The following is a 12,264-nucleotide window of genomic DNA, read 5'->3' on the forward strand; positions in this document are numbered from 1 at the left end:
CACACATCCTCTCCGCACGTTCTCTGCGCGCACCGAAGGGTGCTCGCCACACCGGCCCGACCGACCGCCTCAGCGTTCCCTCAGGTCCACCCGCACCGTCAGCAGATCCGTCCCCAGCGCCCATACCGCCGTACTGTTCAGCCGGGGCAGGCCGCGCAGGCGGGCGACGGGGTCGTCGTCGGGAAGGGGATACGCGGTGCCCTCGTACCAACGGCCACGGATGCGTACCCGGACCTCGGGGTCGGCACGAATGTTGCGGACGTACTGGGAGCGCTCCCCGAATTCCGAGACCAGCCAGAAGGAGTCGCCGACGCGGCGGCCGCCGACCGGTGTACGGCGGGGGAGGCCGGAGGTGCGGCCCGTGGTCTCCAGAACCGTCTGGAGCGGCAGTCGTCGCAGGACCGGGTTGGCGACGCGCCGCTGGAACGTCGTGACGGCCCGGCGCTTGATGTCGGCGTAGCGGGACATACGGACAAGTCTGTCACTCACGCCCCAGGAAAACCGGATTGGTGAGCGCCGCCATCATGCCCGGCAGCGGGCCCACCGCCGTCTCGTGACGCACCTCCGCGCGCACGTAGGCCGCGTACGCCGGGGTGGTACGCCACTCGACGACCCCCGAACCCGACACCGGGAACGGGTCGCTGGTGAGCAGCACCCCCTGGTCGGTCACGAGGCGGACCGAGCAGCGCGGCACACCGGAGGCCTCCAGGCGGACCGTCACCGGGGTGTCCCCGGCCACCCGCAGCCGCTCCCCGATGCCCGCCCGCTCGCCCCCGGCCGCCGTCGCGGTGAAGGCGAGCGACACGTCCTTGGACTCGGCGACGTACGAGTGGCCCGCGCGGATACCGTCCTGGACGGCCTCGCGGGTGAGATCGTCGGCCAGGACGACCGTCTGCGGCAGGCCCACGGCGTCCGGCGGCCGGTGGGCGTCGCTGCCGCCCATCGCGGGCAGCCAGCGCCGCTCCCCGCGCGCCGCCGCCCCGAGCGTGGCGTCCCACGCGGCCACCGCTGTCTCGTCGTCCGGCGTGAAGGGGCCGTTCCACACCTCCACCGCGTCCGCCTCGCCGAAGCCGAACTTCCAGGCGCAGCCGACGCAGGTGGCGTGCGGGTGGGCGGGCACCACCAGGCCGCCCGCGCGGCGGATCTCGCGGGCGACGCGGCCGAAGCGGTCGTCCCGCGCCCGGTAGCGCCAGTCGACGAAGGTGCCGGGGTCGGTGCCGAGGGCCAGGACGTGGCCGTTCCGCGTCGTCACCTCCTCGCCCAGCATGATCAGCAGGTCGTCGCCCGCGTGGTCCGCCCAGTGCGGATGGGAGGCGTGGGTGTTGTGGTCCGAGCTGTTGATGAAGTCCAGCCCGGCCGCCCTGGCCCGCGCCGCGATCTCGGCGGGCGTGCGGCGGCCGTCGGAATACCACGAGTGCAGGTGGCAGTCCCCCCGGTACCAGTCCCGCCCCCGCCCCCTGGCCCACTGCGGCGGGTAGGCCGGGCGTACGGCCGTGCCCGGGGTGCCGTACGTCAGGGTGACGTCGAGCTCGTACGACAGGCCCTGCGGGGCGACCGTGTAGGGCCCGAGCACGATGTGCCAGACACCGGCGTCGACCGGCCCCGCGATGTAGCCCGGAGTCGCGTCGTCCGCGCGGATGAGGAACTCCGAACGCGCCCCGCCCGACCAGCCGCGAAAACCCCGGCCGCCCGGTTCGGTGCCGTGCTGGTCGAAGACGCCGATGTCCAGCGCGTTGCCGGGGGTGCCGGCGGGAACGGCCGGCTCGTCGTAGGAGTACGACACCTTGATCTCCCGCACCCCGGCCGGCACGTCGACGGGGACGTACACGTAGTCGGGGGCGCCCGGCGGCAGCGTGCCCCGGGTCGTCCGGATCTCCTGCCCGCCGTCCGCGGCCCCGATGCCGCTCGCGAAGGTCACGCCTCCCAACGTAGGCGCCACGGCGGCGGCCGTCACGACCGGAGTGCGCCGTCCGGGCCGCGGCCGGACCACCGGCGCTGCCGGCCGGTCTTTCCTTGATCGGCCCTGGTGACCGCGACCGTATGCTCGAAGGATGACGACTTCCGCGACCTCCGGAACCGGCCCCACCGAGAACTCCCTGCGTCGCGCCCTCAAACGTGCCCGGGACGGGGTCGCGCTCGACGTCGCCGAGGCGGCGGTGCTGCTCCAGGCCCGGGGTGAGCACCTCCAGGACCTCGCCGCCTCCGCGGCCCGGGTGCGGGACGCCGGTCTCGAGGCCGCCGGCCGTCCCGGCGTCATCACCTACTCCAAGAGCGTCTTCATCCCGCTGACCCGGCTGTGCCGGGACAAGTGCCACTACTGCACGTTCGTCACCGTGCCCGGCAAGCTGCGCCGCGCCGGGCACGGGATGTTCATGTCCCCCGACGAGGTCCTCGACATCGCCCGCCGGGGCGCCGAACTCGGCTGCAAGGAAGCCCTGATCACCCTCGGCGACAAGCCGGAGGACCGCTGGCCGGAAGCGCGCGAGTGGCTCGACGCGCACGGCTACGACGACACCATCGCCTACGTACGGGCCGTCTCCATCCGCATCCTGGAGGAGACCGGCCTGCTGCCGCACCTCAACCCGGGCGTCATGACCTGGACGGACTTCCAGCGCCTCAAGCCCGTCGCCCCCTCGATGGGCATGATGCTGGAGACGACCGCGCGGCGGCTGTGGTCCGAGCCGGGCGGCCCGCACCACGGCTCCCCGGACAAGGAACCGGCCGTGCGGCTGCGGGTGCTGGAGGACGCCGGCCGCTCCTCCGTCCCCTTCACCTCCGGGATCCTGATCGGCATCGGCGAGACGTACGAGGAGCGCGCGGAGTCCCTGTTCGCGCTGCGCAGGATCGCCCGCGCCCACCACGGCATCCAGGAACTGATCATCCAGAACTTCCGCGCCAAGCCGGACACGGCCATGCGCGGCATGCCCGACGCCGAACTCGACGAACTGGTCGCCACGGTGGCCGTCGCCCGGCACATCATGGGCCCGTCCGCCTGCCTCCAGGCCCCGCCCAACCTGGTGGACGCGGAGTACGAACGGCTCATCGGCGCCGGTATCGACGACTGGGGCGGCGTCTCCCCGCTCACCATCGACCACGTCAACCCCGAGCGCCCCTGGCCCCGGATCGAGCAGCTCGCCGAGAAGTCGGCCGCGGCGGGCTTCGAACTGCGCGAACGGCTCTGTGTCTACCCGGAGTTCGTCACCCGCGGCGAGCCCTGGCTCGACCCGCGGCTGCTGCCGCACGTCCGCGCCCTGGCCGACCCCGCGACGGGCCTGGCCCGCCCGGACGCGGTGGCCGAGGGCTGCCCCTGGCAGGAGCCGGACGAGGCCTTCACCGCCACCGGCCGCACCGACCTGCACCGCACCATCGACACCGACGGCCGCACCGCCGACCGCCGCGGCGACTTCGACGAGGTGTACGGCGACTGGGGCGCCCTGCGCGAAGCGGCCGCCCCCGGCATGGCGCCGGAGCGCGTCGACACGGACGTACGGCAGGCCCTGCGCACGGCCGCCGACGACCCGGTGAAGCTGACCGACGACGAGGCCCTGGCGCTGCTGCACGCGGACGGCCCGGCCCTGGACGCGCTGTGCCGGATCGCGGACGACGTCCGCAGGTCGGCGGTGGGCGACGACGTCACGTACATCGTGACGCGGAACATCAACTTCACCAACGTCTGCTACACCGGCTGCCGTTTCTGCGCGTTCGCCCAGCGCCGTACGGACGCGGACGCCTACACCCTGTCCCTGGACCAGGTCGCCGACCGGGCCCAGCAGGCCTGGGACGTGGGCGCGGTGGAGGTCTGCATGCAGGGCGGCATCCACCCCGACCTGCCGGGCACGGCGTACTTCGACATCGCGCGGGCGGTCAAGGAACGCGTCCCCGGCATGCACGTGCACGCCTTCTCCCCGATGGAGGTGGTCAACGGCGCCACCCGCACCGGCATGTCCATCCGCGAGTGGCTGACCGAGGCCAGGGCGGCGGGCCTGGACAGCATCCCCGGGACGGCGGCGGAGATCCTCGACGACGAGGTCCGCTGGATCCTGACCAAGGGCAAACTGCCCACGGCCACTTGGATCGAGGTCGTGACGACGGCCCACGAACTGGGCATCCGCTCGTCGTCGACGATGATGTACGGCCACGTGGACCAACCCCGCCACTGGCTGGGCCACCTGCGCACCCTGGCCCGTATCCAGCAGCAGACGGGCGGCTTCACGGAGTTCGTGACGCTCCCCTTCATCCACACCAACGCCCCGGTGTACCTGGCGGGCATCGCCCGGCCGGGCCCTTCCGTACGGGACAACCGGGCGGTCACGGCGATGGCGCGCCTCCTGCTGCACCCCTGGATCCCCAACATCCAGACGAGTTGGGTGAAGCTGGGAGAGGCGGGCGCCGCCGAAATGCTCCGCTCCGGCGCGAACGACCTCGGCGGCACGCTGATGGAGGAGACGATCTCCCGCATGGCCGGCTCCTCCTACGGCTCGTACAAGTCCGTCCAGGACCTGATCGCGGTGGCGGCGGCGGCCGGACGCCCGGCGAAGCCGAGGACCACGCTCTACGGCGACGTCCCGGAGGAACGGCGGCGGGCGGCGGCCGCGTCGGACGGCCACCTGCCGGACCTGCTGCCGGTCCTGGACTGAACCGAGGCAGACGCAGCTCACAGTACGATGATCCGACCCCCGCTGGAGGGGTTGAGTAGCAGCCGAGGAGATGCGTGCCCATGGCGGCCCGAATACCTTCGTGGGCCTGGGTCAGCGGCCTGACCGTGGGAGCGGTCGCGGCAGTGGCCGTACTGGCGGTGAAGGCCGACCAGGCTCCCCACCCCACGGCCGCGGCGGGCCACCAACGACCTGCCCCCTCGGCGAGCGCCAGCCCCTCAGCCGAACCCAAGCCCCCGGCCCCGCCGGCCGTTCCGGCCGACTCGGGCGTGGGCCGCCGGATCGTCTACGCCCTCGCCCAGAAGCGGGTGTGGCTGGTCGACGAGAGCGACAAACCCACCCGCACCTTCCCGGTCTGGCCGGGCACGGTGAGCCCCGACCCGGGCGCCTACGTGATCTCCCAGCGCGTGCCCGCGACGACCGGCTCGGACGGCGTGCAGATCGAGCACATCATGTACTTCGCGGGCAAGTCCGGCGTCTTCATCGCCTTCAGCAACGCCGTGGACGGCGCCTCACCTCCGCCGGCCGCCCCCGACACCAAGACGGGCGGCATCCGCATGGGCAAGCCCGACGGCTCGGCCCTGTGGACCTTCGCGGCGAAGGGCACGAGGGTCGAGGTCGTCAACTAGCGACACCGTCGAGGAACGCGTTCCAGGACGCGCCCCCGAACGCGAGCCGAGCACCGTCCCGGTCCTTGGAGTCACGGACGTGGACGGTGGTGGGGGAGGGGGCGACGGGGGCGGCTATGGCCACCTCGACACAATCGGGGCCGTCGTTGCTGCTGTAGCTGCTCGTGAACCAGTTGAGCGTGGTGGTCATGTCTCTTCTCCCAGAATCTTCTCGATGAAGGACAGCGACTCCCGAGGTGAGAGGGCCTGCGCACGGATCATTCCATAGCGCATGTCCAGGATCTGGGCCTCTCTCGGGTCGCTGATCACCCGGCTGTGCAGCTGGGCCTCCCAGTGCCCCAGTGTCTTGCCGTCCCGGAGCTTCAGGAGTCGCAGCGGTCCTGCCATGCCCGCGTGGTCCTCACGGTCCGTGGGCATCACCTGGACCGAGACGTGCCGCAACTGGCTGATGTCCAGTAGGCGTTCGAGTTGCTCCCGCAGAACCATTCTGCCGCCGATCGGCCGCCGCAGCGTCACCTCCTCCTGGACGAAGGTGATGAGCGTCCGGGGCACTCGCTCGAATACGGCCTTGCGGGCCATACGCGCGGCAACATGGCGCTCGATCTCGTCCTCGGTGTACGCGGGACGACGCATCGCATACAGCGCCTGGGCGTACGCCGGAGTCTGCAACAGACCGTGGATCTGTTGATTGTCGTAGGCGCCGAGCTCGACGGCCTCCCCCTCCAACTTCGCCAGATCCCGTACCTTCTTCGGATACCGGGCCCGCTCCACATCCGCCTTCATCACGGACAGCTTCCCGCCCGCGCCGAGCACCTCGTCGGCCTTGTCGAGGAAGTCGGCCTTGGGGATGCGGCGTCCGCGTTCGACCGACGAGACCATCTCGTCGCCGTACCCGATGGCGGCGCCGAGTTCGGCCTGCTTGAGCCCGGCGGCCTCCCGCCACATCTTGATCTGCCGACCGACGGTCCTGAGTACGGCCTCGGCCTCTTCGTCCTCCATGTCATCCCCTCCCGACGTACGAGCCGGACGACTCCGCCGTGCGTTCGTACAGTCACGCTGCGTACCGTGGTGATGGCTGTTCAGCGTAGGGACGGATGACGACTCTGGGTGACATGAGTCAGAAATTCCCCCTCCCGATCGCCGCTCCGTCAGCCCACTTCGCCGTGCAGCTCTCGGCGACGCGCAGAGGTGCGCGGCTGGCCCGCCTGCTGGCCGAACGCCAACTGGACGACTGGGGAGTGGACATGGCGGACGCGGTGCAGATCGTGGCGGAGCTGGCCGCGAACGCGGCGTTCCACGGGCGCGTCAGGGGACGGGACTTCCGGCTCGCGCTGAAGCTGCACGGGGACGGCGGCCTGCGTATCGAGGTGACCGACGCGCGTGGCGACCGGCTCCCGAGGATCGCGGACCCGGTGCCCACGGGCGCGGAATCGGGACGGGGCCTGCTGCTCGTGACCGCGCTCGCCGACCGCTGGGGCGTCGCCGAGGCACCTGCCCACGGCAAGACGGTCTGGGCCGAACTCGCACCGCGTCGCGGAGACCGGTGACCCGGTGGCGCCCGATGCCAAAGACCAAAGGACCGGGGAAAGAACCGAACCCACCCCCACCGCCCCCGTCGATCACCCGGCGGAGTGAATATGCCCCGCTCGGCTGGCGTGGCGAGGTGATCGTGGTGCAGCGTCTGTTCCACCAACCGCACACATGCATCGGCCCTCGCCGGGACTGCCATCCCAGTGCGAGGGCCTGATCACCAAGGAAGAAAGCCCTTCCCGATGACTAGCAAGCACCCTAACGCGCCCGCACGCGCCAAGTCCGGCCATTCCAGCGGTGTCATCCATGTGAATGAGCCCCACCACGAGAACTTCACGGTGGTCGGCAACCATCTGGCCCAGCACGCCGAGTTGTCCCTGACGGCGATCGGCCTGGCGGTGCACATCCAGTCGCTGCCGAAGGGCTCCCCGATCGGCATCAAGACGCTGGCCGGGAAGTTCCCCGAGGGGGAGATCCGGATCGCCGCGGCCCTGCGGGAGCTGGAGGAACACGGCTACCTCTCGCGCACCAAGGAGCGTCTTCAATCGGGCCGAATGACGACCCGGACGACCTCGTACAACAAGCCGTCGCGCGCCGAAGCCGCCCGGACCGCCGAGCCCGCTCGCCCGGCTGCCCCGCCCGGGCCTCCCGCCGCCTCGGCCCCGCCCGGGCCTCCCGCCGCCTCGGCCCCGCCCGGGCCTCCCGCCGCCTCGGCCCCGCCCGCACCCCGCACGGCGAACCACCTGCTGGCCGGCCTCCGCGCCCACGACCCCCGCCTGCTCCTCACCGAACGGGACGTGCACCGGCTGGCGCCGGCGGTCTCCGAGTGGCTGGAGCGGGGCGTACCGCCCACGGCCGTGACGCGAACGCTCACGGCGGGCCTGCCCGAGGACCCGATCAGGCATCCGGCGGCGTTCCTGGCCCACCGCCTCGCTTCCCTCCTGCCGCCGCCCCTGCCCGCTGCCCCACCGGCCCCCGCGACGCCCCTCCGCCCGGCCCCGCTCCAGACCTGCGACGGCTGCGAGAGGGCGTTCAGGGCCCCAGAGCCTGGCCGCTGCAGGGACTGCCGTCCATCCGCTGCGGCCGCCTAGGAAGACCCGGAGATGAGCCGGATGCCAAGCACTGTCCCCGCGTCGCGCCACCGGCCACACCGGTACCGTACGAGGACCGACGCACCAGTACCGGAGGTCACCGTGAGCGCTCAGACCGATGGCCCGTACGGACCGCTGATCCCCATGCCCGAGCTCACACCGGACGCACTGCGGGCGGCGGTCGCGCGCATCGCTCCGAGCAGGGTTCCCGTCCTCACGCAGCACCTGTTCGAAGCCACGACGAACGCGCAGCAGACGCAGAGCCTCGCGCCGCTGAGGGCCTTCGTGCACTCCTGGGCGGTGTTCGTGGCGATCGAACGGCACCCGGAACGGGCCGCCCGGCTGCGTGAGCTGGAACGGATTGTGGACGCGGGAGAACAGGACCCGGCTCGGGCCATCGCCGAGATCCGTACCATCCGGGAGGCGGCCGAGGCGGAGGCCGGGCTGTGACGGACTGGGCGTGGGACTACAACCCCAATGCCGAGTACGTCACGGATGGACTACCGCCGGGCGTGGTCGCCGAGGTGGAGCGGATCGCCGCCGAACTGGCGGCTCTCGGCCATGACTCGGTGAAGATCGGCAGGCCCTTCGACCGCGAAGGCGGGCTGCGCGAATTCGACATCCTCGGTGGCCGCGGGTTCGTCAGCTTTCACGAGTGCGTCTACGTCTGCAACGTGACCTGGTACGGCTGAAAACGATCTTTCTGGATCGCGCCCCTCACAATTTCCCTACCTTTCCGTCTTCCCGACTGACCGTCCCTGTTCGATTACTGTGCTGAACTGTTGGGCGTACGGACGGGTAACTGCCGGGGAGGTCTGAGCGTGGATGCGACCGCCGGGGTCGTCTGGGGGCGTGGCGAGCAGCAGGACTTCCGGAGCCGGGTGCGGGGGACGTTGCTCGGGGTGGCCGTGGGGGACGCCCTCGGTGCGCCGGTGGACTTCCTGGACCTCGGAGCGATCAGAGAGGCCCACGGGCCCGAGGGCATCCGCGATCTCGAGCCCGCCCACGGGCGCCGCGGTGCCGTCACGCACTTCACGCAGCTCACCCTGTTCTCCGTCGACGGGCTCATCCGGGCGCAGGTCCGCCGCGACACCGGGGCCTGGCATCCGCCCACCGATCTGCACCGCGCGTACCTGCGGTGGGCCGCCACCCAGCGGGACTGGGGGCCCGACGAGCGGCGCAAGGACGACGGGTGGCTGGCCCGCGAGGAGTGGCTGTACGCCCGACGGAGCCCGAGCCGGCCGCTGCTGATCGGGTTCGGTGACGACACCATGGGCACCCCGGAGGCGCCCAAGAACCCCGCCGAGGCCGGTCCGGAGGCGGTCGCCCGGTCGGCGCCGTTCGGGCTTCTCGTCGGCTGGGAGCCGCAGCTCGTCGCGCAGCTCGCCGTCGAGTGCGCGGCGCAGACCCACGGGCACCCCACCGCCTGTCTCGCCGCCGGCGCCTACGCCGTGATCGTGCACGCCCTCGCCCGCGGCGACGGTCTCGACGGCGCCGTGCAGAAGTCGCTGGCGCTGCTCGCCGCGCGCCCCGGCCACCAGCCGGTGTCGGACGCCCTCCAGCACGCGCTGGGCGCGGTACGGCAGGGCATGCCGACCCCGGACCGGGTGGAGGAGCTGGCGGGGCAGGGGACGGCGGCGGGGCTGCTCGCCGTGTCCGTGTACTGCGCGCTGGTGAGCGAGGACGTACGCCACGGGCTGTGCCTGGCGGTGAACCACAGCGGGTCCTCCGGCGCGGCCGGTGCCCTCACCGGCGGACTGCTCGGAGCCCTGCACGGAGAGACGGCCCTCCCGCCGGCCTGGCTGGCCGAGCTGGAGGGCCGTCCCACTCTGCTGGTCCTGGCGGACGACTTCGCGATGGAGATGACCCAGGGACCCGCACTGCACGGGCCCACCGGGTCCTCCCCGGGGTGGCTGGCACGCTATCCGCGCGGGGCCCGGTAGACCGCCCGGGGTCAGGGGCCGGGCACAAGCGGAGCCCCCTCGGCAAGGACGGCGAGCTCGTCGAGAGGGCTCATCAAGTGGTGCTTGTCGCGGTTGTCCTGCAGTGGTCCTGCAGTGGTGACCGTGGCATCGGTGGAGGATCGGAAAGACCCTCCACCTCAAGCCTTGAGCGACGCCACGAAGGTGTTCCACGCGTCGGCGCGGAAGCCGAGCACCGGGCCCGTGGGGACCTTGGAGTCCCGGACCGCCATGGCCGCGACCACCGGTGACTTGACTTCGACGCACGCGCCGTTGCCCGTGGAGTACGAGGACTTGGTCCACGTCTCCGTGACGCCCTGACGAATTGCCATTTCTGCTCCGGATTGCGAGTGGAGTGGTTTGCGCCAACGCTGTGCTCGATGGCGTGATCGACGCTACCCGCCGCACTCCATGTCCGAAGCGACTATTCATCCTTACGGATGGCATATTCCAATGGAGTCTTCCGCCTTGGCCTGGTGGAGGTGTACGGTGCGGCACCTTCAAGCCGCAGCGCTCAACGCGCGTGCTCCTTGGCGATATCCGCGATGAACTGCCGTGACTGTTCCACGTTCAGGGCCTGCGCCCGCAGGTGCTCGTACATCACGCTGTACTTCTGGACGTCGTTCGCCTTCTCCAGATACAGGTCGCTGGTGACGCCCTCGATGTAGACGACGCTGGAGTCCGCCGTGTCCGGGAACTCCAGGATCGCGTACTGCCCGTTGAGGCCCGGGTGCGCGCCCATCTCGAAGGGGATGACCTGCACGGTCACGTGCGGCAGTTGGGTCTGCTCGACCAGGTGCTCCAACTGCTCCCGCATCAGGGAGGGGCTGCCGACGACCCGGCGCAGGGCGGCCTCGTCCAGGACCGTCCACAGCCGCAGCGGGTTCTCGGCGGCGGAGATTCGTTCCTGCCGGCGCATCCTGACCTGCACCCGCTTCTCGATGTCCGCGGGTGCCGTCTCCGGCAGGGCGCCGGCGATGAGCGCCTCCGCGTACTGACGGGTCTGAAGCAGCCCGGGAACGACCTGCGGGTCGTAGATCCGCAGGCTCGCCGCGTCCGTCTCCAGACCGATGTAGACGCTGTAGGGGATGTCGCCGAAGGAGTGCCACCAGCCCTGCTGGCGCGAGTCCTTGGCCATCTGCATCAGCGAGTCGACGATCCGGTGGTCCTCCACCTCGTAGACCCCGCACAGATCGCGGACGTCACGCTGGCTGATGCTGCGCCGGCCGTTCTCCAGGCGGCTGATCTTCGACTGCGACACCAGCAGCCGCTCGGCCACCTCCTCGGCCGTCATGCCCTTGAGTTCGCGCAGCCTGCGCAGCTCCTGGCCCAGCCGACGCCGCCTGACAGTGGGATTGACATTGGACGCCACGGGACGTGCACCTCCGGCCGCATGCCTCTACTTTGCGTATCTGCTGCTGAGCAGACTGCCACCAAGGTGCTTTCTACCGCTGGGAAACGCCGGATATGCAGCGGGTACAGGTGAGTTCGGGCCCGCATTCCGCACTCGGACCCGGCCGAGCGGGCGGCGGGACGCGTACGAGGTGTACGAGCCCGCCGCCCCTGTCGATCCTGCGGCTCCCGAACCGTCGCTCCGGGGCTGGGGACTGCGGTGCGGCGTTGTGCTGTGCGGTGCGGCTCAGTGGGCCACGGCACGGGCCATGGAGCCGCGGCGTGGCTGCATCGGAACGCCACGAGCGGGTTCCGCCGCGGGCCTGGGGCCCGCCCCGCTCTGGCGCCCTGCCGAGGCCGCGCTGCGGCGTGGCTGCGCCGCCACGCCGTTCTGGACGTCCAGCACGGCATGCGCCACGAGGCCGCCCATGGGGTCGTGCCGGATCAGGTCCCTGAGCCGGGACCGTGACGACCGTCCCTCGTTGCCGGGGTACAGGTGCTTGCCGAGGCCGACCGCGTGCGCCAGAGCGGCGAGCGCCGCGGTCCGCGGGTCCGGCGGTACGCCGGTGCGGATCGCGGAGTCCAACCGGGCCCTGATCTCCCGGCTGATGGCGGTGTCCGTCGCCTGGTAACGAGTCGTCGGCAGCACCCCGCACATCTGGCCGGCCACGGCGTGCACCATGCCGCACCGCTCCAGATGCGAGAGGTAGGTCTGGCGGAGCCCGAGACGCGGCCCGCCGATCCAGTGGACGGCCCGTACCGGAGCGCCGCGCCTTCGCAGCAACTCCAACGCGCAGTCCAGAGTTGGATCTCCTGTCGGCCGTGGCACCACCACGGCGATACGATCCCCGTCTGGGGCTATCCGTCCGGCCAGCGCCAGCTCCACTAGCTGTGCTCCGGCCAGACCGAGGTCGAGCGACTGCGGCTGCGCAGTGGTACCCGTGGCCGGGTCCAGTGCCAGCAGCAGAAGCTCCTCCGGAAGTGTTCTGCGGCTCCTGCCCATCCA

14 protein-coding genes are annotated in these 12,264 nt (G+C 71.4%); 7 read left to right on the forward strand and 7 right to left on the reverse strand.

Annotated elements, in window-relative coordinates; all coding sequences use genetic code 11:
- Window positions 1–69: 69 nt before the first annotated feature.
- Together ACFY4A_RS18670 and ACFY4A_RS18675 are read right to left on the reverse strand one after the other, a co-directional pair.
- A complete protein-coding gene (locus tag ACFY4A_RS18670; protein ID WP_390830489.1) occupies window positions 70–468 on the reverse strand; it encodes a nitroreductase/quinone reductase family protein in 399 nt (132 codons plus the stop codon).
- A 13-nt stretch (window positions 469–481) separates the two neighbouring features.
- On the reverse strand, window positions 482–1,990 hold the full coding sequence (locus ACFY4A_RS18675) for a CehA/McbA family metallohydrolase (RefSeq protein WP_390830490.1): 1,509 nt from the start codon (window positions 1,988–1,990) through the stop codon (window positions 482–484).
- Between the two features lie 61 nt (window positions 1,991–2,051).
- On the opposite strand from ACFY4A_RS18675, the gene ACFY4A_RS18680 reads away from it, so the two are divergent.
- Both ACFY4A_RS18680 and ACFY4A_RS18685 read left to right on the forward strand, forming a co-directional pair.
- A complete protein-coding gene (locus tag ACFY4A_RS18680) occupies window positions 2,052–4,637 on the forward strand; it encodes a bifunctional FO biosynthesis protein CofGH (RefSeq protein WP_390830491.1) in 2,586 nt (861 codons plus the stop codon).
- A gap of 80 nt (window positions 4,638–4,717) precedes the next feature.
- Complete coding sequence (locus ACFY4A_RS18685) at window positions 4,718–5,284, forward strand: hypothetical protein (protein ID WP_390830492.1); 567 nt, start codon at window positions 4,718–4,720, stop codon at window positions 5,282–5,284.
- Here the strand turns inward: ACFY4A_RS18685 and ACFY4A_RS18690 are convergent.
- Complete coding sequence (locus tag ACFY4A_RS18690) at window positions 5,277–5,474, reverse strand: DUF397 domain-containing protein (RefSeq protein WP_390830493.1); 198 nt, start codon at window positions 5,472–5,474, stop codon at window positions 5,277–5,279. The two genes, ACFY4A_RS18685 and ACFY4A_RS18690, sit on opposite strands and share 8 nt — an antisense overlap.
- Window positions 5,471–6,283 carry a helix-turn-helix domain-containing protein gene (locus tag ACFY4A_RS18695; RefSeq protein ID WP_390830494.1) on the reverse strand — a complete coding sequence of 271 codons (813 nt, stop codon included), beginning with the start codon at window positions 6,281–6,283 and terminating at the stop codon, window positions 5,471–5,473. Before ACFY4A_RS18695 ends, ACFY4A_RS18690 begins: the two co-directional genes overlap by 4 nt.
- Window positions 6,284–6,396: 113 nt before the next feature.
- On the opposite strand from ACFY4A_RS18695, the gene ACFY4A_RS18700 reads away from it, so the two are divergent.
- The 5 genes from ACFY4A_RS18700 (at window position 6,397) to ACFY4A_RS18720 (ending at window position 9,848) form a co-directional block, all read left to right on the forward strand.
- Window positions 6,397–6,831 carry an ATP-binding protein gene (locus ACFY4A_RS18700; RefSeq protein WP_390830495.1) on the forward strand — a complete coding sequence of 145 codons (435 nt, stop codon included), beginning with the start codon at window positions 6,397–6,399 and terminating at the stop codon, window positions 6,829–6,831.
- 225 nt (window positions 6,832–7,056) lie between these two features.
- Entirely contained in the window at window positions 7,057–7,905 is an 849-nt protein-coding gene (locus tag ACFY4A_RS18705) for a helix-turn-helix domain-containing protein (RefSeq protein WP_390830496.1), read from the forward strand.
- 102 nt (window positions 7,906–8,007) lie between these two features.
- The gene (locus tag ACFY4A_RS18710) at window positions 8,008–8,355 is read left to right on the forward strand and encodes a DUF6247 family protein (RefSeq protein WP_390830497.1); all 348 of its coding nucleotides are present in this window, start codon (window positions 8,008–8,010) and stop codon (window positions 8,353–8,355) included.
- Window positions 8,352–8,597 carry a hypothetical protein gene (locus ACFY4A_RS18715; protein WP_390830498.1) on the forward strand — a complete coding sequence of 82 codons (246 nt, stop codon included), beginning with the start codon at window positions 8,352–8,354 and terminating at the stop codon, window positions 8,595–8,597. Before ACFY4A_RS18710 ends, ACFY4A_RS18715 begins: the two co-directional genes overlap by 4 nt.
- 129 nt (window positions 8,598–8,726) lie before the next feature.
- Window positions 8,727–9,848, forward strand: coding sequence for an ADP-ribosylglycohydrolase family protein (locus ACFY4A_RS18720; protein ID WP_390830499.1), 1,122 nt, complete (start codon window positions 8,727–8,729; stop codon window positions 9,846–9,848).
- A 158-nt stretch (window positions 9,849–10,006) separates the two neighbouring features.
- Here the strand turns inward: ACFY4A_RS18720 and ACFY4A_RS18725 are convergent, their stop codons facing one another.
- From ACFY4A_RS18725 to ACFY4A_RS18735, 3 genes are all read right to left on the reverse strand, one after another.
- On the reverse strand, window positions 10,007–10,198 hold the full coding sequence (locus tag ACFY4A_RS18725; RefSeq protein WP_390830500.1) for a DUF397 domain-containing protein: 192 nt from the start codon (window positions 10,196–10,198) through the stop codon (window positions 10,007–10,009).
- Window positions 10,199–10,380: 182 nt separating this feature from the next.
- Window positions 10,381–11,238 (reverse strand): helix-turn-helix domain-containing protein, encoded by an 858-nt coding sequence (locus ACFY4A_RS18730; RefSeq protein ID WP_390830501.1) that lies wholly within the window; start codon window positions 11,236–11,238, stop codon window positions 10,381–10,383.
- 267 nt (window positions 11,239–11,505) lie between these two features.
- On the reverse strand, window positions 11,506–12,261 hold the full coding sequence (locus tag ACFY4A_RS18735; RefSeq protein WP_390830502.1) for a GPP34 family phosphoprotein: 756 nt from the start codon (window positions 12,259–12,261) through the stop codon (window positions 11,506–11,508).
- Window positions 12,262–12,264: the final 3 nt, after the last annotated feature.

It is taken from the genome of Streptomyces sp. NPDC001292 (genome assembly GCF_042896465.1).
Classification (GTDB): Bacteria; Actinomycetota; Actinomycetes; order Streptomycetales; family Streptomycetaceae; genus Streptomyces.

What these genes read in the sequence shown, in the direction of transcription:
- ACFY4A_RS18680 (WP_390830491.1), top strand. Translation starts at nt 2,052, where the DNA reads ATGACGACTTCCGCGACCTCCGGAACCGGCCCCACCGAGAACTCCCTG.
- ACFY4A_RS18670 (WP_390830489.1), bottom strand. Translation starts at nt 468, where the DNA reads ATGTCCCGCTACGCCGACATCAAGCGCCGGGCCGTCACGACGTTCCAG.
- ACFY4A_RS18705 (WP_390830496.1), top strand. Translation starts at nt 7,057, where the DNA reads ATGACTAGCAAGCACCCTAACGCGCCCGCACGCGCCAAGTCCGGCCAT.
- ACFY4A_RS18735 (WP_390830502.1), bottom strand. Translation starts at nt 12,261, where the DNA reads ATGGGCAGGAGCCGCAGAACACTTCCGGAGGAGCTTCTGCTGCTGGCA.
- ACFY4A_RS18690 (WP_390830493.1), bottom strand. Translation starts at nt 5,474, where the DNA reads ATGACCACCACGCTCAACTGGTTCACGAGCAGCTACAGCAGCAACGAC.
- ACFY4A_RS18695 (WP_390830494.1), bottom strand. Translation starts at nt 6,283, where the DNA reads ATGGAGGACGAAGAGGCCGAGGCCGTACTCAGGACCGTCGGTCGGCAG.
- ACFY4A_RS18725 (WP_390830500.1), bottom strand. Translation starts at nt 10,198, where the DNA reads ATGGCAATTCGTCAGGGCGTCACGGAGACGTGGACCAAGTCCTCGTAC.
- ACFY4A_RS18700 (WP_390830495.1), top strand. Translation starts at nt 6,397, where the DNA reads ATGAGTCAGAAATTCCCCCTCCCGATCGCCGCTCCGTCAGCCCACTTC.
- ACFY4A_RS18685 (WP_390830492.1), top strand. Translation starts at nt 4,718, where the DNA reads ATGGCGGCCCGAATACCTTCGTGGGCCTGGGTCAGCGGCCTGACCGTG.